This window comes from Vibrio sp. ZOR0018, assembly GCF_963865925.1.
GTDB classification, from domain to species: Bacteria; Pseudomonadota; Gammaproteobacteria; order Enterobacterales; family Vibrionaceae; genus Vibrio; species Vibrio anguillarum.
Genome location: NZ_CAWMCN010000135.1, coordinates 1 through 23,384, shown reverse-complemented (window position 1 = coordinate 23,384; position 23,384 = coordinate 1). Strand labels below are relative to the sequence as shown.

The window sequence follows — 23,384 nt, the reverse complement described above, 5'->3', positions numbered from 1 at the left end:
ATAGGCGAAAGGGGTAATTTAGCGCAACTTGAAACCGATACCACGTAAGGGAAAACTCAAAATGATGCCGTTTTTCGCAGTTGATCAGTAAACACTAAAATAACTTCGAAGAAGGTAAAATTTTAATAGGGGTATAACCATGATGTCTGATGCACGAACTCTGCTCCAAATCACTCAGTCCAGTCCGTATTTTTACCTAGTTGATATCGCTAACTTGTTAAGCTTCACCGCCGTTGGCTATCTACTGGGTATGATGACTGGATAAACAGAGTCATAAATTGAACTTGTCACTATAGATTCCGGTGACAAGTTCCTTTTTAACTCAACGGGTTTGAGACTAATGTGTGAGAATCGTGGATTACCGCTTACAGTGTATGGCTACGTTGAAAATGACAAAGTTTTCGCTCCGACCTGTAAACATAAGATTAAGGTGCGCTCTTGGCGCTGAAATTAGAACAGATGACTATGGAAAATCTCATAGAAACTCGTTCTCAATACCCCTATTCGTTAAGCGCTATAGCAAAACCTAAATATTAGCTCCCATTGCTTCGACATAGCAATGGGAGCTTTTTAATAACAAAACACCAGTGTAAAACAACCAAACTCGTTAAAATTAAGACTCCTTTCCTTGGTGTTTCCACCGTTCATTGCAATCCAGCAACTTCATCCCCTCTGAATCCCGAAGGCAACGGATTGGGTAAACGTTGCTAAAACTTGCCCCAATGAAAAAGGCTTCCCATCACACCATGATTAACATGGAACAATGGGAAGCCTTAGTTTCACTAGGAAGTGAGTCGACTATTTTATGGTACATACATGGTGCTTTCTACTTGGTTTGTTGCCGATGTACTAATCCACAGTGACTTTTATCTCATCGAACACGCCCATTTCGACGTAGCTGAGAAAGTTGGATTCCCACATCGAGTAGAACTCCATTACCTCACTACTTGTTATCGGCAGTTCTGGAACATAGGAAAAGCTCGCTGTTCCAGATGAGAAGTTAAAATCCACCTCTTTAACCAGTTCGGGATAAGGACCACCGCAATACGCAAAGTCAGTGATGTAATTAAATATCCACTGGTCGTATAGGCGAACAAGCCTGATTTCAACAGGGTGCCAACCACCGTTTTCCGAACTGTAGGATGAATCTCGGAAGTTGAACACTGCCGATTGGATCATGGGTGTCCATTTGCCTGATTCGCTGATCACTCGGTTTAAAGCATCTTGAAGACTAGTTGATATCGGTAACAAAAGGCGCTCAGTATCAAAGACTAATTTCATAATAAAATCTCGTTTAATTCGTTAGGGAAGCACTCTTGTTAAGTGCTCGATATGAAAGCCAGAATTGGCTTAGTGGGTAAGGAGTGATGTATTTTTGAGGTTATTTAGCTTTGGGTTCAGCGTCCACGAGAGACAACAACTCATCACGACGTTGCTCGTAGTCTGGCGCTAGAACGTGAAGAAACACTGATTTCTCAGACTGGATGATAAGACCAAGCCCCCTACAAACCCCACACATAAAACCCGCGTTGTTCGCTGACTGCCCGGAAAATACACACTTCATCACAGAGCTCTTGAACGGCTTATCACCCTGCACATCCAGAACTGCGGTGATATCTTTAAGTGGGATCCATTCCTTACTGTGCAGACCACCACCCTCATTTCCAGACATACGAATATAGAGCTCGTTTTCTTCATCATGAATAGCTATTTCATAGAACACATGATTCTCGGTTTTCGGACTTAACTTCTTCGCTTTGCCCTCGCGTACGATATAAGTGAAATGGTCAACTGGTTGATCGTCAGTGATCGTGACTTGTTCATTACCCTCCGCGATTTCAGGTTGAACCGTTTCTTGTTGTTGGTTTGATTTACGTGCCATAGGACACCTCCTTTAAGATGGAATTGTTCAGGTTTATTTGGTTTTAAGATTCAGCTTGGTCAGCTAACTTCACGACAGGGAACGTTGGACTGTTCATTGGAGCGCAGCAGTACACACCACCACCTTCCATGGTCACTATGGCGGCCGCTAGAAGCCAAGGACAATCATCATCGTTTAACAACAGCACCCATTCAGGGTAGTTAGTAACAAAGCGAAGAAAGTGCAGATCTTCCTCAGATTGTTCACTCAAGACTTCGTCGGTATCTGACTCCTCAATCAAGTACAGGGTCGTACCGACCTCATCCCAAAACGTTTTTGTGCTTTCTTCATCACCGAATGGCTCTATCAGGTGCTCTAGCAATTTTGCTTTCACACCATCCGGCATTGGCAGTGATTGAATGTCTTCAAACTTGTTTACTGTTTTCATTTCTAATCTCCGTTTAATAATGAAAAAAGCCCCTGTTTAGCTCATCGCTAAACAGGGGCTTTTCTAATGTCATTTCTAAATTAACTGGTTAAACCTAACTTCTTCATTCCCAACGTATCTCTGGCTTTGCGGTCACCATATCCGACAAGCGAGAGCCAATCTCCCGCCGACGCCCTACAGTCAATTTTGAGTAGCGTCTTGTTGATGACAGGTCAGCGTGATTGAGCTGCTTGGCTATGTCGTGTAACGAGACTCCTTGGCTAGCTAACAAACTTCCAACCGTATGACGAGCTGAGTGCAGGGTTAGATTCGCTTTATCTCCAGGTATGTCGGGCAGTCCCATCTTGGCTTTGATAGCCTTGAAAGCATGCCTAGGTTGCCCTACTGGTTTACCCTTTTTGCGTCCAGGAAAGAGATACGGATTATTCGCCACATGAGGCACCGACCTCAAAATATCAAGCATGTAATCACTTAGGAATAAAACGTGACTAGTACCGTTTTTCGTATGTGGAATAGTGAGTGTTTTCTCCTCCCAATTCACATCGGATTTCAAGCGCAAACGCAGTTCCTTATCCCTCGCGCCAGTCAAAAACAACAGAACTAGGTACGCGCCAATGCTCTTATCTTCATGGTTCAGAGCGTGACCGATGAACTCCTTTAGCTGCGCTTCCGATAAGTAGCCAGTGCGAACGTTATCTTCTTTTAACAAGCTCACCTTGTCCGCGATAAGCGGCGCGTCCATCAACTTGTATGCCTGACGATTGATCGTTTTGAGCAGAGCTAGAACACGATTTATCGAAGCGGGAGCATAAGGTTTGCCTTTAATCGTAACGGCGTTTTGCATCTCCATTTGGACTTTGATGATATCGGCGGCGGTTAGGTCGTGAATCGAGATATGGTGTATCGACTTTGCTAAACGAAATCGTGCTGCGTCATCCTTCCAACTGCGTTTCTGTTTAGCCAGTGGCAGGTACACTTCATCAAAGAACCGTTCTAGAGTCATCGTCTTCTCGGTAGTCTGATTGTCACGCTCAAGCTTGGGATCAACGCCTTCAATAATTTGCTGGCGATACTCTTTGGCTGTTTTGCGCAATGTGGAAAGATCGGTTTCAGGGTGCTTACCAAGACCAATGCTCGCCTTCTTACCTGTTACCGGACTGGTATAACGCAGCAGAAAGCGTTTCCCGCCGGACTTACCCACTAAGCAGCGAACACCAGTAGGTAATCCTGAGTCTTTCATCGAGGATAAATTAACTTCGTAATCGGTGGATTTGGCGTTGGCAGGGTTAGGCTTGAGATTGTTGAGGAAGGATACCGTCAGACGGGTTTTACTATTCATAATCAGTACCTTACATAATTATTAAGCTAGTAAATAATATATGTAAGATACTGGTTTTATTTCGTTAAAATGCTCTATCCCAAGCATTTTTTAACGTATCAAAGAGAGGCACCATTTCGTTTTCAAATTGCTCCCGCGAGATTGAGTCACCAACTCTCCTAGAAAGCCTAGTTTTTTGCTTCCCACTCATTTTAGAAACTTGCTCTGCATCCCGCTTCCAATCTTCGCAATCTGGATAACACTCTTCCAATGATCCATTTGGTAATACTGCAATCTGACCTCTATCGTTAAACTTCTTAAAGTTTCTAAGAAACTCATCGAAACCTCCTTTAGCTTTCTCAGTCGGTAAGTCACATAAAACCATCATTTTGTCTTCAAATATTGAATTCTCTAACGGTTTAAAGACTTTCCTGATTGAGTTAATTGTTCTTTCAGCTTGATGGGTATCACCTTCTGCCGAAACTATCTGAATCGAAGGCTTATCACTATAAAAACGTCGAATAACTCTAGTAAAAAATTCAACTTCACTAGGTCCCTCCACAATTAGAAAATTTCTCGGCAATAACAGATCTGCGGGACTCCCGCCAAGAAGATCATATACAACATATGGCTTATCTAAACTATCAACTGTATTGATTCGAGTGAGGCTATCTTCTTTTGTAACCTTAAAAAGATTCTGAGAAGAGTGATCATCCGCAACAAAGACCGAAGAATGTGTATTTAAAAATACCTGATCTAAATCAGTACATAGCTCTAGTAAAACATCCTTCAATTTTCTCTGAGCAGTCGGGTGTAAATGTAGCTCAGCTTCATCAATAAAGAATAGAAATGACTTGCCAGCATCTTCTCGACCTTTTCGATATTCGGCATATGCCTGAATAATCGCAAGCATAAGAGCTCGTTGCATTCCGTCGCCTTTTTCTGATGCATAAGTTTCTACACCGTCATCAACTCTAGTTTGAAAACTTTTCAGTAGATCATCAAACTCAGGAGTTGTAACTTCGAAGCTAACTTTCGTACATTCTGCAAACTGCTTTTCAAGATGTGTTTTTACTGTATCCCCAAGTTTGTCAAACTCTACTTTCACTGCTGATTCATCGTCGTCGAAGAGCTCGTCGAACTTATCTCTCAATGCTCTATATTGAGGATTATCTTGGAGAATCTCTTCTAAAACAGAGGATAACATTATTCCTACAGGTGTTTTCGCAGAGTACTTTGCTACATCATCAAAGTACTGTTTAGTATGTATATACTCAAACTTAGGAAGAAAATCATTCAGTGCCTTATCAAAACCAGTAGGGTTTTTAGCTAGTTCTTCTCCATCGATAATCAGTGTTCGTTTGGTAGAGGCACTGCTAGTCCTTTTAATCGAGATAACGTCATGCTCACCTAATACACCAAGGATTTTTGTTTTGTTAGTCTCATTCCTCATGTTTTTTGCACCATGTAGAGCGTCTGAAAATTCGACCTCAACTGAAACTTCTTTATTTGTATCCCTGCGAGGGTGTAAATCACGCATAGATTTACCTTTAGGAACACCCTTAAAAAACCAATCTAAGGCTTCAAAAACATTGGTTTTACCTGCGTTGTTTTGACCGACAAGTATATTAAATCGATTACAAATCAACTCGGCAGATTCAATAGACCTAAAATTTTTGATAGTGATTTTGGAAATCCACATAAACAAGCCACCTTCATTACAAATCAAGCTGAACAAAAAATAAACAACAGATAGCATATAAAGTTCTGTCCACGCTTTCTGTGACTCAATAGATCATATTGATTTCAAATTGGTTAATGTATTACCCCAACGCACTTACTACACACACCGCAAAACCGCCTATCTAAAACCGACTTTTCGACTATCCATCAAAACGATCAGTTATTCCATAAAGGCAAAGCCAAAACCGCATAGCACCGTAAAGTCACCATGGTCGTACCATGGTTCTTTCACTCCGCGACCCTTGGCAATACTAGCTGCGACTTTGCAGTTACCGGAGATTCTTGGATTTACTGGGATTCCCTTGCGCACAGATTCGTCATGCGATGAACCATATATGGACCATGGGAGAAATTTTAAGGAGGATAAAGAGAGCCTATTGGAGCGAAAAAAGATGTGACAACAGAAAAGGAAAACTCAGGTAAGCTCCTGAAAAGTAGAACATTTTCAAACACCTAAAACGACGAAAGGCCGCTATAAAAGCGACCTTTCTATGTATGGTACCGGTGGGCGGACTTGAACCGCCACTCCCGAAGGAAACGGATTTTGAATCCGTCGTGTCTACCAATTTCACCACACCGGCATCTTGGGCATTGCCCTTTGATGGTTGGCATTATACGTAAGAAAGTTATTGGCGCAATAACAAAATATTGAAATACAAATCGTTTGCCGATATTTTCGCCACAAACCTTCAAGCTGTGCGTCTCTTCTCTTTTCAGATCCTCTTCGAGGCTATATGCTGCTGCAATTTCGCGAATACAAAAGATGTTTAGATATGATGAGTAACTCTATTTCTCTACCGCCTGCCGGATTACTACGCCGATTTGGTGCGCTCATTTACGATGCATTAATCATCATTGCTCTTGAGATGATGGCTGCTGGTGTTGTCGTTGCTATATTAGAAGCTCTCGTTGCGTTGAATGTGATGGGCTATGGCTCGTATGCAGATGTCAGCGACCTTCTCACTCGTCATCCCATTTGGAGCTATGTTTACACATTTTACCTTGCCGCTGTCTGGGTCTACTTCTTCGTCTTTTTCTGGACAAGAGCAGGCCAGACATTAGGGATGCGTGCTTGGCGACTTTTGATAATTAACGAACAAGATGGAAATTCAATCAGCGCCACGCAAGCTTTAATACGTTTGTTCACCTCAGGCTTTGGCTTGGCAAACCTCACCGTACCCTTTGATCAACAAAAAAGAGGGTTCCAAGATATTTGGGCCAAAACGAAAGTAGTGGTACTTCCTAAAGTTAATTGAGTCGGAATAACAAAAAGGAAGGACAAACCTTCCTTTTTGTTGATAGTTCTTACCTGTCATTTTTAGAGTTTTCGTCTTAACAACATTACGGCAACGCTGAGAAACACCAAACTTGGTGCGACGGCACCAAACACTGGTGGGATACCATAAACAAGACTCAGTGGGCCGAAAAACTCACTGGAAATATAAAATGTAAAGCCTGCAATCACGCCTGACAAAATCCTTGCGCCCATAGTAACGCTGCGCAATGGCCCAAAAATAAACGACAGTGCCATTAGCATCATCACAGCAATGGAAAAAGGTTGAGTGATTTTACGCCACAACGCTAGATCGTACCGTGAAGCATCTTGCTCCGACGTTTTTAAATAGCTGACATAATCATACAAGCCACTCAGTGACAACTCTTCAGGCTTGACCGTGACAACCGCCAGTTTGTCTGGAGCTAATGAAGTCGTCCAACGATATTCAGGTAATGTTTGCTTTGTTATCAATACATCATCGCGCATGTCGGTGATTTGAACATTTTTCATTACCCATTGATTGTCTTTATCGTAATCCACCTCTTCGGCAAAAAGGATGTTTTGCAAACTCTTATTGTTATCAAAGCGCCACATATTTAAGCCATAGAGTTTGTTGTCATCAATTTTACCAATAAAGATAAAATCATTCACATCGCGCGCCCACACACCGCTACGCACTGAAACAATACTACCGCCAGAGAGAGAAAAAGCTCGCAGATCTCGTGCCATCTTCTGCGCTTGGGGTGCTCCCCATTGGCCAAGTAAGGTGACAATGATCATTAATGGCACTGCGGTTTTTAATACCGACATACCGATATTAAGCTTAGAAAACCCCGCAGCTTGCATGACAACGAGCTCAGAACTTGATGCCAACATACCTAACCCAATCAACGCACCGAGTAAGGCGGCCATAGGAAAAAACATCTCGATATCACGAGGAATGCTCAACACCACAAACAGTAAAGCTTGCAGTAAATCGTAGCTTCCTTCCCCAACTTTTCTCAATTGCTCAACATATTTGATAATGCCGGACAAACCAACAAAGGTCGCCAGCACTAACGAGGTTGTCGCAACAATAGTACGGCCGACGTATAAATCTAAAATCTTAAACACGCGTTATGCTGCCTTCTTTAGTCTTAGTTTATCTTTGAAGCGCCGCACTGGCACACTGTCCATGATATTCACTGAAATCGCCGCCAAAAGTAACGCAGCATTGATTGGCCACATACCGATCACCGTAGCAAGTGAGCCATCTTCAATGGCGGACTTGGTTGCGCTGATGGCCATAAAATAGGCCAAATAAATTAAGATTGCAGGTCCCATTTTCGCAAAGCGTCCTTGCCGAGGGTTAACCGCCGACAAAGGGACCACCAGCATGGTGAGTAACGGAATACAAATCACCAGAGAAATTCGCCATTGTAACTCAGCTTTCGCTCTTCGATCCGGGTTGGAAAGCAGATTGGATGTCGGTAACGCCTCCCAATCGCGTCCTTTGGGTTTAACTTCACGCTGCCCAATTAAACCTTCGTATTCGTCAAATTTTGTGATCATATAATCAACGCGTGTTGGCACGCCTTCATAGCGAATCCCGTCATACATGGTGATCATCTGACGGCCATCACTGAGCTCTTTAACATCACCAGAATTAGAGAACATCACACTTGGGAGTATCGAATCCTTTGGTGCAAGCTGCGCAACAAACACATTATGCAGTTTTTTGTTTTCAATATTTTCGATGAAAACTACTGAGGAACCATCTGGTGTGCGTTGAAATTGTCCTTTCTGTAGCAAATCAACACTATTTTCTGCTGCGAGCTGCTCCATTAATTGTGCTTCTTTGTCTTGGCTCCAAGGTGCCAACCAGAATGCGTTAAATGCTGCAGCACCTGAAGTGATCAAAGCCAAATAGAGCGCAGCACGGATCAAAAATTTATTGCCGATACCAGTGGCATTCATCACCGTAATTTCGCTTTCTGCGTACAAACGCCCAAAAGTCAGTAAGATGCCGATATACAAACTCAAAGGCAGCATTAATAACCCCATTGCGGGCATATTTAAACTTACAATAGATAAGATCATTCGTGCTGGAATGTCACCATCGGAAGCTTCAGCCAAAACGCGAATAAATCGTTGGCTAAGAAACACGAGAAACAGTACGAAAAAGATCGCAAATTGGCTCTTGAGTGTCTCGCGGATCAAATATCTAACAATAATCACGCTGAAATTACCTATACAAAACTTGTTTTTTTGATTGAATCACTATAATTTCCCGTTGAACCTTTTATTTTTAAAATTTTCACTAACTGTTGGGCGTTCAATTAAAAGTAGATCCAAACTCGGATTCAACCACTAAGAGCGCATTATCTAACATTTAGTTCTATTTGTCTTCAGGATGTAGGAGTACGCATGGAGTTCAGTGTAAAAAGTGGCAGTCCAGAGAAACAACGTAGCGCATGTATCGTTGTTGGAGTGTTCGAACCACGCCGCCTTTCTCCAGTAGCAGAGCAGCTTGATAAAATCAGCGACGGCTATATTAGTTCACTACTTCGCCGTGGTGATCTCGAGGGTAAACCCGGCCAGATGCTACTGCTGCATCAAGTCCCTGGTGTTCTGTCTGAACGCGTTTTACTGGTAGGTTGTGGTAAAGAGCGCGAATTAGGCGAACGTCAGTACAAAGAAATCATTCAAAAAACCATCAGCACACTGAACGAAACGGGTTCAATGGAAGCCGTATGTTTTCTGACTGAACTACACGTTAAAGGCCGCGATACTTATTGGAAAGTACGCCAAGCGGTTGAAGCAACGAAAGATGGTCTGTACACCTTTGATCAATTCAAGAGCGTAAAACCGGAGACTCGCCGCCCACTACGCAAACTTGTCTTTAACGTACCGACTCGCCGTGAGCTTAACTTAGGTGAGCGCGCGATTACACACGGCCTTGCGATTGCATCCGGTGTGAAAGCGTCGAAAGATCTCGGCAATATGCCACCAAACATTGCCAACCCAGCTTATCTTGCATCTCAAGCGCGCCGCTTAGCGGACGACTACGAGAGTGTCACCACCAAAATCATTGGTGAAGAAGAGATGGAAAAGTTGGGCATGACCTCTTATCTCGCCGTCGGTCGTGGCTCAAAAAATGAGTCGATGATGTCGGTCATTGAGTACAAAGGCAACCCAGATCCAGATGCAAAACCAATTGTGTTGGTGGGTAAAGGCCTGACGTTTGATTCCGGCGGTATTTCATTAAAACCAGGCGAAGGCATGGATGAAATGAAGTATGACATGTGCGGTGCGGCGTCAGTCTTTGGCGCAATGAAAGCATTGGCTAAATTGAAATTGCCATTAAATGTCGTGGGTATCTTAGCCGGCTGTGAAAACATGCCAGGCAGCAATGCCTATCGCCCTGGTGACATTCTCACGACTATGTCTGGCCAAACGGTTGAAGTACTCAATACCGATGCCGAAGGTCGCTTAGTTCTATGTGATGCACTCACTTACGTTGAGCGTTTTGAACCCGATTGCGTGGTAGATGTGGCGACACTAACTGGCGCTTGTGTGATTGCATTAGGTCACCACATCAGTGGCGTGGTTTCAAACCACAACCCATTGGCGCATGAATTGGTTAATGCTTCAGAACAAGCAAGCGATCGCGCATGGCGTCTACCAATGGCCGACGAGTACCATGAGCAGCTAAAGAGCCCATTTGCTGATATGGCAAACATCGGTGGTCGCCCTGGTGGTACGATTACCGCTGGCTGCTTCTTATCTAAATTTGCTAAGAAATATAACTGGGCGCATTTGGATATTGCAGGCACGGCATGGAAGTCAGGTGCAGCAAAAGGATCAACAGGTCGTCCCGTCTCATTGCTCGTCCAGTTCTTATTGAACCGCAGCGGCCAAGAGTCTGAGGAATAACCTCAAAATGTGAAAAGGGCCGCAAGGCCCTTTTTTGTTGATGAGCGATTAGATAGTAGGTGACAACATGCAACGAGCCACCTTTTACATTGTGAACGAAGAAAGCCCTCAAGCAACGCTGGCAGGCTTTGAGCAATATGTCCTATTTCTGGCTCATCACTTCGCCAAACAAGGGGCAAAAATTTATCTGCATTGTGATGATAAAACTCACGCTGAACAGTTTGCCGAACATTTATGGCAAGTACCTGCTGAACAGTTTGTCGCGCACAATCTGGTGGGTGAAGGCCCGAAATACTCTACTCATATCGAGATTGGCTACCCCAACGTCAAACCCAATTGGAATCGTCAACTGGTAATAAATGTGGCGGATAATCATACAACCTTTGCGAACGCCTTTGCTGAGGTGGTAGACTTCGTCCCCTGCGAAGAAAAAGCAAAGCAACGAGCACGCGAAAGGTATAAAATCTACCGTCAAGCTGGCTACCAATTGCAAACAATCGAGATCCAACATCCATAGGTCAAACCTTATAGTTAAGGCGATCTTTAACAAGATCCTTCACTTATGAAGTTTGACTAAGATTAACCATTCACAGTATCCATTTAAGAGCACTATGGAAAAGACATATAACCCAACAGCAATCGAACAAGCTCTGTATCAGACTTGGGAAGAGAACGGCTACTTTAAGCCTCACGGTGATACATCAAAAGAAGCATACAGCATCATGATCCCACCGCCGAACGTCACTGGTAGCCTTCATATGGGTCACGCATTCCAAGACACCATTATGGATACTTTGATCCGCTGCGAACGCATGAAAGGCAAAAATACCTTATGGCAAGTGGGTACAGACCACGCCGGTATTGCTACCCAAATGGTGGTTGAACGTAAAATTGCTGCTGAAGAAGGCAAAACCAAGCATGACTACGGTCGCGAAGCGTTTATCGACAAAATTTGGGAGTGGAAAGGCGAATCAGGTGGAACCATCACTAAACAGCTTCGCCGCCTTGGCGCATCGGTAGACTGGGATCGTGAACGATTCACTATGGATGCGGGCCTATCCAATGCCGTTCAAGAAGTGTTTGTTCGCCTTTACCAAGAAGATTTACTCTACCGTGGTAAACGTCTTGTGAACTGGGATCCAAAACTGCACACTGCAATTTCTGATCTAGAAGTAGAAAACAAAGACGTCAAAGGTCACATGTGGCACTTCCGTTACCCACTGGCTGACGGCGTAAAAACAGCAGACGGTAAAGACTACATTGTTGTTGCGACCACTCGTCCTGAAACCATGTTGGGTGACACAGGCGTAGCGGTTAACCCTGAAGATCCACGCTACCAAGCTCTGATCGGCAAAGAGATCATGCTGCCAATCGTCAATCGTCGCATTTCTATCGTGGGCGATGAGCACGCCGACATGGAAAAAGGCACAGGCTGTGTGAAGATCACCCCTGCTCACGACTTCAATGACTATGAAGTCGGTAAGCGCCACCAACTGCCGATGATCAACATTTTCACCTTTGATGCCAACATTCGTGACGCCGCCGAAGTGTTCAACACCAATGGTGAACCAAGTGACGCTTACAGCAGCGATCTACCTGCTAAATACCAAGGTATGGAGCGCTTTGCGGCACGTAAAGCCATCGTAGCTGAATTTGAAGCTCTCGGCCTGCTTGAAGAAATCAAAGATCACGACCTCACCATTCCTTACGGTGACCGTGGTGGTGTGGTTATCGAACCGATGCTGACCGACCAATGGTATGTACGCACAGCGCCACTAGCGGAAGTCGCAACCAAAGCCGTTGAAGATGGCGAGATTCAATTTGTGCCTAAGCAGTACGAAAACATGTACTTCTCATGGATGCGTGACGTGCAAGATTGGTGTATCTCACGCCAACTTTGGTGGGGTCATCGTATTCCTGCTTGGTATGACAACGACGGCAACGTTTATGTCGGCCGTAGCGAAGAAGAAGTGCGCGAACAAAACAACCTAGCCCCAGTGGTGGTACTGCGCCAAGATGATGATGTATTGGATACTTGGTTCTCATCCGCTCTTTGGACTTTTGGTACACAAGGCTGGCCAGAAAACACTGAGGCACTAAAAACATTCCACCCGTCTGACGTTCTTGTTACTGGTTTCGACATCATCTTCTTCTGGGTTGCACGCATGATCATGATGACCATGCACTTCTGTAAAGATGAGAATGGTAAACCACAAGTGCCATTTAAAACTGTTTATGTCACAGGCCTTATCCGTGATGAAAACGGCGACAAAATGTCAAAATCTAAAGGCAACGTGCTTGATCCTATCGACATGATCGATGGTATTGATCTTGAATCTCTGGTTGAAAAGCGTTGTGGCAACATGATGCAGCCACAGCTTGCAGCCAAGATCGAGAAAAATACACGTAAAACCTTTGAAAATGGTATCGAACCTTATGGAACCGACGCACTGCGTTTCACGCTAGCAGCGATGGCTTCAACCGGTCGTGATATCAACTGGGACATGAAACGCCTAGAAGGTTACCGCAACTTCTGTAACAAACTCTGGAACGCGAGCCGTTACGTGTTGATGAATACCGAAGATCTCGATTGTGGCTTTAACGCAGGTAGCGAGCTTGAGTATTCGTTAGCCGATAAATGGATCGAGTCTCAATTTGAATTGACGGCTAAAGAGTTCAACAACCATATCAACAACTTCCGTTTAGATATGGCGGCAAATACCCTTTACGAATTCATCTGGAACCAATTCTGTGACTGGTACTTAGAGCTGACTAAACCCGTATTGTGGAAAGGCAGTGAAGCGCAGCAACGCGCAACGCGACGTACATTAATTACGGTATTAGAGAAAACATTACGCCTCGCGCACCCAGTGATCCCGTATATCACTGAAACCATTTGGCAAAGCATTAAGCCATTAGTGGACGGCGTTGAAGGTGACACCATCATGCTGCAAGCGCTGCCTCAGTACGATGAAGCGAACTTCAACCAAGCGGCGCTGGATGATATCGAATGGGTGAAAGCCTTTATTACTAGCATTCGCAACCTACGTGCCGAGTACGATATCAACCCAGGTAAACCTCTTAACGTGATGCTAAAAGCCGCCAACAAGCAAGAAGTGGCACGTTTAGAAGCGAACAAAGCGGTGCTGTTGTCACTGGCTAAACTGGAGGCACTACGCGTTCTTGAAGAGGGTGAAGAGACTCCTGCTTGTGCAACGGCGCTGGTGGGTCAATCTGAGTTGATGATCCCAATGGCTGGTTTGATTGATAAAGATGCGGAGCTAGAGCGCTTAGCAAAAGAGATTGCTAAAACTCAAGGCGAAATCAAACGCATTGAAGGCAAACTCAATAACCAAGGGTTCGTCGCTAAAGCACCCGAAGCCGTTGTCGCTATCGAGCGTCAAAAGCTGAATGGCTATCAAGATACCTTGGTTAAACTGGAAGAACAGAAAGCGACCATAGCCGCGCTATAATCGCGATTGCGTTACCATTAAAAAGGTCGGTGTGAAAATGCCGACCTTTTTTATTTATTCACGCCATCATCAGACGCGATTTTTGTGCTCTCCACGCTCAAACGCGGCAATGTTATCCATCAAAATCGTTGCCAATTGTGAAATAGCTGAGTCACTACCCCATGCCACGTGTGGTGTAAGCAACAAATTTGGCAAATCCATATTGGCTAGTAAGGGATTCGTTTTATCTGCTGGCTCACGACTGAATACATCCACTCCAGCGCCAGCAATTTGCCCAGATTTCAATGCTGTCACAAGTGCTTGCTCATCAACCAAACCACCACGGCCTGCGTTAATCAACAATGCATTAGGCTTCATCATCTTTAATTCGTTCTCACCTATCAGGTTTCGGGTTTGCTCGCTCAATGGGCAATGTAAGCTCACAACATCCGCCTCCGCTAACATTTGTTCAAAGGGCATAAAACCTTGTCGGCATAACTTGGCCCCCTTTCGTTCAGAAAATATCACCTGCATGCCTATCGCTCGTGCTAACGTTGCAGTTGCCTGTCCGAGCGCGCCACTCCCCACAATACCAAGCGTTGAACCTGCAACATCCCCTATCGGATGAGTAAAAAAGCAAAATTGTTGATTGCGCTGCCACTCGCCATTGGCAATATCTTGATGATAAGCAAACAGGTGACGCCTTAAGGCATAAATCATCCCAACGACATGTTCCGGAACAGAACGGGTGGCGTAGCCTTGAACATTCACCAGTGCGATGCCTGCTTCACGACAGTAATCGATATCGACATTATTGACGCCTGTGGCCGACACAGCAATCAAGCGCAATTTCGGACATTGTGAGAGTAACGCTCTATCCAGCACCACTTTATTGGTGATTACGATATCGGCTTGAGATAGGCGATCGAGCGCTTGTTCGGCAGAAGTAAAGTCAAACTCAAGCCAATGATGAGCAAAAGGTAAGCTTGGCAATCGAATATAAGCAGGGATTGTGGCCCTATCGAGAAATACAACCGTGGGTAGTGACATATCAGCTCCTTGTCGCCACCCACATCACACTAAGGTCGGGGCAACGTTTTGTAATCTGGTAATTTTCGCTCAGGATCAAAGTGTTGCAAAATTTGCTCTTGTGCTTCGGGATAAAAGTCACAAGCAACAAAAAGGTTACGTAACCAATGACTCTTTGGGTGATAAAAACTGAGCTCTGCGGCATGCAGCGCTAAGCGATCGGAAAAATCTTGCGCTTCTTGCGGGGCATAAAACTCATCACCCACAATCGGATAACCCAAAGCTTGCATGTGAACACGTAATTGGTGCGAACGGCCAGTTACAGGAAAAAGACGTACAATTGTCGTTTTTTCTTCTCTTTTCGCTACTTGATATAAAGTTTTTGATGGTTTCCCATCTTCAAAGCAGACTTTCTGTTTAGGCCGATTTGGCCAATCGCAAATCAGGGGTAATTCAACCGCCCCCTCGTCAAGCTCCATTACGCCCCACACGCGAGCGTAATAAATTTTATGCGTTAAACGGTATTGAAACTGCTTTTTCAATGCCCCTTCCGCGTATTTATTTTTTGCCAGCACCATCAAGCCAGAAGTCGACATATCCAAACGATGCACAACTTGGATCTCTGGATATTGCTCAGCCAAACGACTCCACATACTGTCGTGATGCTCAGGCAAGCGTCCTGGAACCGACAGCAGACCTGAAGGTTTATTCACCGCGAGAATCTGATCATCTTCATAGACAATATCAATCCAAGGATCTGTGGGCGGCGTGTATTCAAGCATAGCCATCGAAGGTTTCTCCTAAAAAAATCGGCGCATTATAACAACCTCTCCGCCAAGCCAATAGAGAAGAGTCATCTTAGTTTCGTTAAATCATGAAATCGTCAGTAAGTTAGCCTTGCTTAGAAATATCACTTGAAATGTAACTTAAAATTGACAGATTAACTGGGTGTGATATTGATTGATGAGCTTGACATTAAAGTCAGCTTCAAAAGCAAAAATTATAAATAACACAACATCAAGTCTAAGGAACAAGAATGGAACACAGCGTCCCTTATCAATCGGCCAAACGTTTAACCCTGCCACAACTGCTTCGTTCACTCGGGCCGGGCATTATGATGGCAGCAGCAGCCGTCGGCGGCTCTCATCTCGTCGCATCAACTCAAGCAGGTGCAATTTATGGCTGGCAACTCGCAGGCCTCATTTTGCTAGTCAACTTATTAAAATACCCCTTTTTTAAGGCTGGCATTCAATACACCATGGGGACAGGCAAAAGTTTAGTACAAGGCTATGCTCATCTCGGGCGCGCTTACTTATGGGTTTTTGCCCTCTTAAGCGTGGTATCGGCCATTATAAACACCGCCGCGTTACTGCTGTTTAGCGCCAGCTTACTGGCCTATTTTGTCCCTTTTGAGCTAGGCAATATTGTTCTTTCCGTGATTGTGCTGACCACTTGTTTGCTGATCCTTTTTGCAGGCCACTTTCGCGCGCTCGACTCACTTTCTAAAATGATTATGGCAGTACTGACAATCGCCACCTTACTCGCCGTGGTGATTGCCGTCGCAACCCCAGCACAGATAGTGGTAGAAACCATTTCGCCTTCACCTTGGACACTCGCCGCGATCGGTTTTTTGGTGGTGACAATGGGCTGGATGCCCGCACCCATTGAGATTTCGAGCATCACTTCGGTGTGGCTCAAGCGTCAATGCCAAGAGCAGCAAGTGACGCCGCAATCCGCACTATTTGATTTCAATGTGGGCTATATCGGTACTGCAATCTTGGCGATTGTATTTTTGGCGCTTGGTGCCTTAGTACTACACGGAACAGGCGTTGAGCTCTCGAAATCTGGCGTCGGCTTTTCGCATCAATTGGTCGGATTGTACGCTTCAACCATAGGTGAGTGGTCACGTTATTTGATTGCAGTGATCGCCTTTTTCTGTATTTTTGGCAGCACCATCACCGTCATTGATGGCTATTCACGAGTGATTGCAGAATCACAACGTCTTTTGCAAAACAAAGAGAGCCAAAGCCCACGTTGCTACCAAGCTTGGGTCATCGTGGTATCGGCTTTAGCGCTGGCCATCATTGCCTTTTGGGCTTCAGCATTGATGCCAATGCTGAATTTTGCGATGATCATGGCATTTATGACCACGCCAATTTTTGCGCTGCTCAACTATATTCTGGTGACTAAAACACCTTTACCGGCTGAACTCGCAGTAGGAAAAAAACTCAAAGCACTGTCTATCGTAGGGCTTGTTTATCTATTTGGCTTTTTAGCGCTATTTATTTGGTGGAAGTGGATTATGTAACAGCAGACAAAACAAAGGCCTTATCGAAAAAGGCCTTTGTTATTTTTAATGTCCACCACAAGAGCCAAGTAAAGGGATCAGTTATGCGTCACAACGATTAAACGCAACGAATCCAGTTGGAATTGCGCTTTACCGATGTAACCACTTAACTCGTTGATCTGCTCTTCAATCGCGCTGATCTCTTCATCACGAATGTTCGGGTTGACTGCTTTAAGCGCCAATAAGCGCTCCAGCTCACCGTTTAAGCTCGACTGCATCTCTTTTTGCGCTTGTTCACGAATCGCTTCAACACGGCTCACAACTTGGCTTTCACTGGCAGCAATTAAGCTATGCACATCATTTTGTACTGACGTAACGAGCTTGCTGGCCAAATGACGATTCACTGGGCTTAATTGGCGATTGAAGCTTTCAAACTCAACTTGCGCGGAGAGATCATTACCACGCGCATCCATCATCAAACGGATTGGTGTTTGAGGAAGGAAGCGGCTGATACCACTGCGTTTTGGCGCTTGTGCATCCACCACATAGATCAACTCAAGCAGCAAAGTCCCAACAGGCAAAGCTTTATTTTTCAGCAGAGAAACCGCCGATGTTCCCACGCCTTCGCTCATCAGCAGGTCGATCCCGCCTTGAATCATCGGGTGTTCCCAACTGATGAAATTCATATCTTCACGCGATAATGCCGTATCACGATCAAAAGTGATGGTCGCTCCTTCATACGGCAAACCGGGGTAGCTTGGCACCATCATGTGCTCTGATGGTGTAACCACCAGCGCGTTTTCACCCCGATCATCTTGGTTTAAACCGATCGCATCAAATAAGCTCAAAGCGAAAGTAACCAAGTTAGTATCGCCATCCGTTGATGCTATACTTTCGACGATTTTCAATGCTTTTTCGCCACCGTTTGAATGCATTTCAAGCAGTCGGTCACGCCCTTGTTCAAGCTGAGCCTTCAACGTTTTGTTGAGCGTTGCTGACTGTTCAATGATCTCATCCAACGTATCGATATTTCCCGAAGCCAGCATGTCAATCAGATCATCGGCATATTTATCATACACAGCGCGGCCTGTTGGGCAGGTTTCAGCAAATGCATTCAAGCCTTCATCAAACCAACGCGCCAAAATCGCTTGCGATGTGCCTTTAAGGTACGGCACATGGATATCGATATCACGGTGTTGACCAATACGATCCAAACGGCCAATGCGTTGCTCTAAAAGATCTGGGTTAAACGGCAGATCAAACATCACCAGCTGGTTAGCAAATTGGAAGTTACGCCCTTCAGAGCCGATTTCACTACAGATAAGCACTTGCGCGCCACCCTCTTCTTGTGCGAAATAAGCGGCGGCTTTATCACGTTCTAAAATCGACATACCTTCATGAAAAACGGTCGCGCGAATGCCTTCACGCTCACGCAGTGCTTGCTCCAGTTGTAACGCGGTGCTAGCGCGAGAAGCGATCACTAAAATCTTTTCGCTGCGTTTTTCTTTCACTTTTTCAAGCAGCCAATTCACGCGAGAATCGAACTGCCACCAACTTGCATCATCGCCTTCAAACTCTTGGAAAATCTCTTCGGGGTAGAGCATTTTCATCGCGCGAGCCTGAGCACTGAGCTTACCGCCGATCATGCCAGCCACTCGCATCGAGGTCGTGTATTGCGCGGGGATTTCCATCGGCATCAAGTGCACATTACGCACAGGGAATCCTTTAATCGCAGCGCGGGTGTTTCTAAACAGCACGCGGCCTGTACCATGGCGATCCATCAGATTATCAATCAGCTCTTGGCGAGCAGAGGCTTTGCTCTCTTCATCGGCATCGCTTTCAATAATGCGAAACAGCGGCTCAACGTCTTGCTCTGAAAGTAGCTCAGTGATTTGGTTTTTGGCTTCGTTTTGCAACTTCTCACCCGAAAACAGGGCACTGACGGAATCGGCTACAGGCGCATATTGCTCTTCTTCTTCAACGAACGCCTCGTAATCGTAAAAACGATCGGGATCGAGCAAACGCAAACGCGCAAAGTGGCTTTCACGGCCCAATTGCTCCGGCGTTGCCGTTAGCAGCAATACCGCTGGGGTGTTTTGCGCTAGCCCTTCGACCACTTGATATTCGCGGCTTGGTTTATCTTGGCTCCATTCTAGATGGTGCGCTTCATCCACCACCAATAGATCCCACTCCGCCTCAAGTGCTTGTTCAAAACGTTGACGACTTTTACGCAGAAAATCGAGCGAACAAAGCACATATTGCTGAGTATCAAAAGGGTTGTGTGCTTCAGCGAACGCTTCAACACAGCGCTCCTCATCAAAAATGGAGAAATGAAGATTAAAGCGACGCATCATCTCCACCAACCATTGGTGCTGCAAGGTTTCCGGCACCACAATCAAAATACGTTCCGCGCGACCAGAAAGCACTTGTTGATGAATGATCATCCCCGCTTCAATGGTTTTACCTAACCCCACTTCATCGGCTAATAACACGCGGGGCGCATGGCGACGGCCAACCTCATGTGCGATATAAAGCTGATGAGGAATCAGGCCCGCGCGCATGCCACATAAACCACGCATTGGGCTTTTGTGTTGTTGATATTGGTTAGTCAGGGCGCGATAACGCAACACAAAATTATCCATGCGATCAATTTGACCTGCGAACAATTTATCTTGCGGTTTGTTGAAACGGATTTGGTGGCTTAAGAAAATTTCACGTAGTGCCACGCCGCTTTCATCGTTGTCTTCGCGCGTACCGAGATAAGTGAGTAGTCCTTGTTCTTCAACAACTTGCTCAACGCGTAGCGACCAGCCTTCTTGGCTTTCAACCACATCGCCGCTATTGAACGTCACTCGTGTTACCGGGGCGTCACTGCGTGCATAAACGCGGTTTTCTTCTGATGCAGCAAACATCAAGGTCACAGTACGCGCATCAAGCGCTACTACAGTACCTAAACCAAGATCACTTTCTGTATCGCTTATCCAGCGTTGCCCCAAAGCAAAACTCATGAATCGACTACCTTATTTATTTGGAATGGATTGTATCGATCTGCTACCACGTGAAGGCAACTCCTAATTATGATTGTTGTTGGAGTGTGGTGCAGAAAAAGGTCGCTAATCTTACTTGATGGCGTGATACAGGTCACGTGTAAAGCGAAGGATAACCAAGATTTTTTTCTTCAACTTTTGGTTGACATCAAACTGTAAGAAATCGGTGGCATTTGTAGTAAACAAGGTTGCTATACTTGTTGTAACGATGCTTGCTTTGCCAGTCAAAAGGATGACTCTGGCACGAAGCATGCAGACCAAACAGACAATGAGTATCAACACAGGCTTGCAGTAAGTCATCGAGCAATCGAGTCACTACCGGCATCCATTGATCGATAACCTCTACTTGCTGGCATCTTTTGTTAAGCACGCTGCACAGCAGCAAGGAGACGCTTATGGGCGATACCGATCGGAAACTGTTTGTACTTGATACCAACATCCTGCTTCATGAACCTTTAGCCATATACTCCTTCCAAGAGCATGATGTGGTCATTCCGATGACCGTTCTTGAAGAACTTGACCGGATCAAAGACAGTAAACGCGATGTTGCACGAGATGCGCGGGTCGCAATTCGTGCTTTAGAGCACTTATTCCACGATGCCACCCCAGACGAAATTACCGAAGGTATTCCATTTTCTAAAGAGGCCAGCAAGACGGGAACTATCTCGATCCTTGCCGACTTTGAGTTGCAAGAAACCGTCAAAGCCTTTGCTGACAAAGCTGGCGACAACCGTATCCTCAATGCTGTTCTTTACCTGCAAGCGAAACGAGCGCCACGCGCTGTGGTTCTCATCACCAAAGACATCAACATGCGATTGCGCGCTAAAGGTGCAGGCGTGCGCTATGTTGAGGATTACCGCACAGACCAACTGATTGATGATGTGCAGTACCTGACCAAAGGCTTCCAAGTTCGTGAAGGAAACTTTTGGAACAACGTCGATGAAGTTGAGAGTAGAACCGTCGGCGGAAAAGCCTTCCATACGCTAGATAAGGTGCCGTTTGACCCGACCTTTATTAATCAATATGTCATTGATGAAGAAAGCGATTTTTCGGCGCGCGTGCATGAAATCAACACAGACAGAATTACGCTGCTTGATATTGGCCGCGAGAGAATGATGCACCGCAAAGCGTGGGACATCACTCCGAAAAATATCTACCAAGCGATGGCTCTTGATGCCTTGCTTGACCCAAGCATTGATTTGGTGATTTTAACCGGAGCCGCTGGTAGCGGGAAAACGCTGCTCGCTATGGCCGCCGCTCTTGAACAAACCATTGAGAAGAAGATGTTCGATAAGATTATCGTCACCCGTAACACACCAGATATCGGAGAATCGATCGGCTTCTTACCCGGAACAGAGGAAGAGAAAATGATGCCGTGGCTGGCGGCGGTTACGGATACATTGGAAGCCTTGCACAAAAACGATCACTGCACCGAAGGTTCACTCAAATACATCTGCGATAAAGCCAATATCCAGTTTAAATCGATCAACTTTATGCGTGGGCGCTCAATCCAAAATGCCTTTGTGCTACTCGATGAGTGTCAAAATTTAACCGCTTCTCAAATCAAAACTATCATCACGCGCTGTGGTGAGGGCACTAAAATTGTCTGTTCTGGTAACTTAGCACAGATTGACTCCCACTACTTAACCCCTGTGACCTCAGGTTTGACCTACATGGTTGAGCGCTTTAAAAACTTTGAAGGCAGCGCCAACATTCACTTAAACGGCGTCGTTCGCAGCCGCTTGGCCGAATTCGCTGAAGAGAATTTATAATCACATTAGGCGAGATATTATTAATATCTCGCCTTTATTTTAAAATAATTATTCACAAATTTAGCATTTATATGTTTTACTAAGGCCATTCATCATTCACCGTTTAGGACTGGGATATGGCTTTCAATTTACGCAACCGCAACTTTCTCAAACTGCTCGATTTCACGCCGAAAGAGATCCAATTTCTGCTCGATCTCTCTGCTGATCTCAAAAAAGCGAAATACGCCGGATCAGAACAGAAAAGATTAGCGGGTAAAAATATTGCGCTGATTTTTGAGAAAGCCTCAACACGGACGCGATGTGCATTTGAAGTGGCCGCGTTTGATCAAGGCGCTCAAGTCTCTTACATCGGGCCATCAGGGTCGCAAATTGGTCATAAAGAGTCGATGAAAGACACCGCGCGCGTACTCGGAAGAATGTACGATGGCATCCAATATCGCGGTTTTGGACAAGAAATTGTCGAAGAGCTTGGCGCACATGCTGGCGTTCCTGTATGGAACGGGCTCACCAACGAGTTCCACCCAACACAGATTTTAGCTGACTTTTTAACCATGATTGAGCATGGCCGTGGTAAGCAGTTGCACCAAGTGTCACTGGCTTATCTAGGCGATGCACGCAATAACATGGGCAATTCACTGATGGTGGGCGCAGCAAAAATGGGCATGGATATTCGCCTCGTCGCACCCAAACAGTTTTGGCCAGAAGCATCACTCGTCATCACTTGCCAAGAAATTGCCAAACAGACGGGAGCCAAAATCACGCTCACTGAAAATATACAAGAAGGCGTGCAAGGATGCGATTTTCTCTATACCGACGTTTGGGTTTCCATGGGCGAATCAGCCGATGCATGGGATGAACGCGTGGCCTTAATGACACCTTACCAAATCAATATGAATGTGATTAAGCAAACTGGTAATCCACAGGTAAAATTTATGCACTGCTTGCCTGCGTTTCATAACGACGAAACCACTGTAGGTAAAGAGGTGGCGGAAAAATATGGTATGAAAGGTTTGGAAGTCACCGAAGAGGTGTTTGAGTCTGAATATTCGATTGTGTTTGATGAAGCTGAAAACCGCATGCACACCATCAAAGCTGTGATGGTCGCGACTCTCGGCGCTTAAAAAAACAAGGCAACAATGGATCGAAGCCCGATGAGCTTACATGAGTAAGTGATTCGGGTGAGTGAAAGCAGCTAACGCCGCGACAGTGCCAAAGCGACTTTTAATCCTCAAAATC

Annotated in this window: 18 protein-coding genes and 1 tRNA gene; 8 read left to right on the top strand and 11 right to left on the bottom strand. The window is 45.2% G+C overall.

The window, feature by feature from the left end; translation table 11 throughout:
• Nucleotides 1-139: 139 nt before the first annotated feature.
• Nucleotides 140-265: a hypothetical protein gene (locus AACR75_RS16185; protein WP_255212448.1), complete on the top strand. Its 126-nt coding sequence runs from the start codon at nucleotides 140-142 to the stop codon at nucleotides 263-265.
• 584 nt (nucleotides 266-849) lie between these two features.
• On the opposite strand, the gene AACR75_RS16180 is transcribed toward AACR75_RS16185, so the two are convergent.
• The 6 genes from AACR75_RS16180 to AACR75_RS16155 form a co-directional block, all read right to left on the bottom strand.
• The gene (locus AACR75_RS16180; protein WP_047691089.1) at nucleotides 850-1,281 is read right to left on the bottom strand and encodes a DUF2787 domain-containing protein; all 432 of its coding nucleotides are present in this window, start codon (nucleotides 1,279-1,281) and stop codon (nucleotides 850-852) included.
• Between the two features lie 100 nt (nucleotides 1,282-1,381).
• Nucleotides 1,382-1,882 (bottom strand): hypothetical protein, encoded by a 501-nt coding sequence (locus tag AACR75_RS16175; RefSeq protein WP_047691087.1) that lies wholly within the window; start codon nucleotides 1,880-1,882, stop codon nucleotides 1,382-1,384.
• 43 nt (nucleotides 1,883-1,925) lie between these two features.
• A complete protein-coding gene (locus AACR75_RS16170; RefSeq protein ID WP_047691084.1) occupies nucleotides 1,926-2,309 on the bottom strand; it encodes a hypothetical protein in 384 nt (127 codons plus the stop codon).
• A 103-nt stretch (nucleotides 2,310-2,412) separates the two neighbouring features.
• Nucleotides 2,413-3,648, bottom strand: a complete 1,236-nt coding sequence (locus AACR75_RS16165) for a tyrosine-type recombinase/integrase (RefSeq protein WP_047691080.1) — start codon at nucleotides 3,646-3,648, stop codon at nucleotides 2,413-2,415.
• Nucleotides 3,649-3,712: 64 nt separating this feature from the next.
• On the bottom strand, nucleotides 3,713-5,329 hold the full coding sequence (locus tag AACR75_RS16160; protein WP_047691078.1) for an ATP-dependent nuclease: 1,617 nt from the start codon (nucleotides 5,327-5,329) through the stop codon (nucleotides 3,713-3,715).
• Nucleotides 5,330-5,866: 537 nt separating this feature from the next.
• Nucleotides 5,867-5,951 (bottom strand) — tRNA-Leu (locus AACR75_RS16155).
• A 153-nt stretch (nucleotides 5,952-6,104) separates the two neighbouring features.
• Between AACR75_RS16155 and AACR75_RS16150 the strand changes: the two genes are divergently transcribed.
• Nucleotides 6,105-6,626, top strand: a complete 522-nt coding sequence (locus tag AACR75_RS16150; RefSeq protein ID WP_081265531.1) for an RDD family protein — start codon at nucleotides 6,105-6,107, stop codon at nucleotides 6,624-6,626.
• A gap of 62 nt (nucleotides 6,627-6,688) precedes the next feature.
• Here AACR75_RS16150 and lptG read toward each other — a convergent pair whose 3' ends face one another.
• Nucleotides 6,689-7,759: an LPS export ABC transporter permease LptG gene (gene lptG, locus AACR75_RS16145; protein WP_013855998.1), complete on the bottom strand. Its 1,071-nt coding sequence runs from the start codon at nucleotides 7,757-7,759 to the stop codon at nucleotides 6,689-6,691.
• A 3-nt stretch (nucleotides 7,760-7,762) separates the two neighbouring features.
• On the bottom strand, nucleotides 7,763-8,863 hold the full coding sequence (gene lptF, locus AACR75_RS16140; protein ID WP_013855997.1) for an LPS export ABC transporter permease LptF: 1,101 nt from the start codon (nucleotides 8,861-8,863) through the stop codon (nucleotides 7,763-7,765).
• A 189-nt stretch (nucleotides 8,864-9,052) separates the two neighbouring features.
• Between lptF and pepA the strand changes: the two genes are divergently transcribed.
• From pepA to AACR75_RS16125, 3 genes are all read left to right on the top strand, one after another.
• Entirely contained in the window at nucleotides 9,053-10,561 is a 1,509-nt protein-coding gene (gene pepA, locus AACR75_RS16135; RefSeq protein ID WP_010318842.1) for a leucyl aminopeptidase, read from the top strand.
• 67 nt (nucleotides 10,562-10,628) lie between these two features.
• Nucleotides 10,629-11,078: a DNA polymerase III subunit chi gene (locus AACR75_RS16130; protein ID WP_017043380.1), complete on the top strand. Its 450-nt coding sequence runs from the start codon at nucleotides 10,629-10,631 to the stop codon at nucleotides 11,076-11,078.
• Nucleotides 11,079-11,172: 94 nt separating this feature from the next.
• A complete protein-coding gene (locus AACR75_RS16125; protein ID WP_047691075.1) occupies nucleotides 11,173-14,034 on the top strand; it encodes a valine--tRNA ligase in 2,862 nt (953 codons plus the stop codon).
• 69 nt (nucleotides 14,035-14,103) lie between these two features.
• On the opposite strand, the gene AACR75_RS16120 is transcribed toward AACR75_RS16125, so the two are convergent.
• Complete coding sequence (locus AACR75_RS16120; protein WP_047691072.1) at nucleotides 14,104-15,063, bottom strand: D-2-hydroxyacid dehydrogenase; 960 nt, start codon at nucleotides 15,061-15,063, stop codon at nucleotides 14,104-14,106.
• A 29-nt stretch (nucleotides 15,064-15,092) separates the two neighbouring features.
• On the bottom strand, nucleotides 15,093-15,830 hold the full coding sequence (locus AACR75_RS16115) for an RluA family pseudouridine synthase (RefSeq protein WP_047691070.1): 738 nt from the start codon (nucleotides 15,828-15,830) through the stop codon (nucleotides 15,093-15,095).
• 248 nt (nucleotides 15,831-16,078) lie between these two features.
• On the opposite strand from AACR75_RS16115, the gene AACR75_RS16110 reads away from it, so the two are divergent.
• Nucleotides 16,079-17,350, top strand: coding sequence for an NRAMP family divalent metal transporter (locus tag AACR75_RS16110; RefSeq protein WP_017049803.1), 1,272 nt, complete (start codon nucleotides 16,079-16,081; stop codon nucleotides 17,348-17,350).
• A 77-nt stretch (nucleotides 17,351-17,427) separates the two neighbouring features.
• Here AACR75_RS16110 and rapA read toward each other — a convergent pair whose 3' ends face one another.
• Nucleotides 17,428-20,337, bottom strand: coding sequence for an RNA polymerase-associated protein RapA (gene rapA, locus AACR75_RS16105; RefSeq protein WP_013855992.1), 2,910 nt, complete (start codon nucleotides 20,335-20,337; stop codon nucleotides 17,428-17,430).
• Between the two features lie 434 nt (nucleotides 20,338-20,771).
• Here rapA and AACR75_RS16100 point away from each other — a divergent pair, with 434 nt between their 5' ends.
• Together AACR75_RS16100 and argF are read left to right on the top strand one after the other, a co-directional pair.
• Entirely contained in the window at nucleotides 20,772-22,148 is a 1,377-nt protein-coding gene (locus tag AACR75_RS16100) for a PhoH family protein (protein ID WP_047691068.1), read from the top strand.
• A 116-nt stretch (nucleotides 22,149-22,264) separates the two neighbouring features.
• Entirely contained in the window at nucleotides 22,265-23,269 is a 1,005-nt protein-coding gene (argF, locus tag AACR75_RS16095; protein WP_017049801.1) for an ornithine carbamoyltransferase, read from the top strand.
• The last annotated feature ends 115 nt before the right edge of the window (nucleotides 23,270-23,384 follow it).

Coding starts and splice junctions, on each gene's coding strand:
- AACR75_RS16185 (WP_255212448.1), top strand. CDS start 140: ATGATGTCTGATGCACGAACTCTGCTCCAAATCACTCAGTCCAGTCCG.
- AACR75_RS16180 (WP_047691089.1), bottom strand. CDS start 1,281: ATGAAATTAGTCTTTGATACTGAGCGCCTTTTGTTACCGATATCAACT.
- AACR75_RS16175 (WP_047691087.1), bottom strand. CDS start 1,882: ATGGCACGTAAATCAAACCAACAACAAGAAACGGTTCAACCTGAAATC.
- AACR75_RS16170 (WP_047691084.1), bottom strand. CDS start 2,309: ATGAAAACAGTAAACAAGTTTGAAGACATTCAATCACTGCCAATGCCG.
- AACR75_RS16165 (WP_047691080.1), bottom strand. CDS start 3,648: ATGAATAGTAAAACCCGTCTGACGGTATCCTTCCTCAACAATCTCAAG.
- AACR75_RS16160 (WP_047691078.1), bottom strand. CDS start 5,329: ATGTGGATTTCCAAAATCACTATCAAAAATTTTAGGTCTATTGAATCT.
- AACR75_RS16150 (WP_081265531.1), top strand. CDS start 6,105: ATGCTGCTGCAATTTCGCGAATACAAAAGATGTTTAGATATGATGAGT.
- pepA (WP_010318842.1), top strand. CDS start 9,053: ATGGAGTTCAGTGTAAAAAGTGGCAGTCCAGAGAAACAACGTAGCGCA.
- AACR75_RS16130 (WP_017043380.1), top strand. CDS start 10,629: ATGCAACGAGCCACCTTTTACATTGTGAACGAAGAAAGCCCTCAAGCA.
- AACR75_RS16125 (WP_047691075.1), top strand. CDS start 11,173: ATGGAAAAGACATATAACCCAACAGCAATCGAACAAGCTCTGTATCAG.
- AACR75_RS16120 (WP_047691072.1), bottom strand. CDS start 15,063: ATGTCACTACCCACGGTTGTATTTCTCGATAGGGCCACAATCCCTGCT.
- AACR75_RS16115 (WP_047691070.1), bottom strand. CDS start 15,830: ATGGCTATGCTTGAATACACGCCGCCCACAGATCCTTGGATTGATATT.
- AACR75_RS16110 (WP_017049803.1), top strand. CDS start 16,079: ATGGAACACAGCGTCCCTTATCAATCGGCCAAACGTTTAACCCTGCCA.
- rapA (WP_013855992.1), bottom strand. CDS start 20,337: ATGAGTTTTGCTTTGGGGCAACGCTGGATAAGCGATACAGAAAGTGAT.
- AACR75_RS16100 (WP_047691068.1), top strand. CDS start 20,772: ATGGGCGATACCGATCGGAAACTGTTTGTACTTGATACCAACATCCTG.
- argF (WP_017049801.1), top strand. CDS start 22,265: ATGGCTTTCAATTTACGCAACCGCAACTTTCTCAAACTGCTCGATTTC.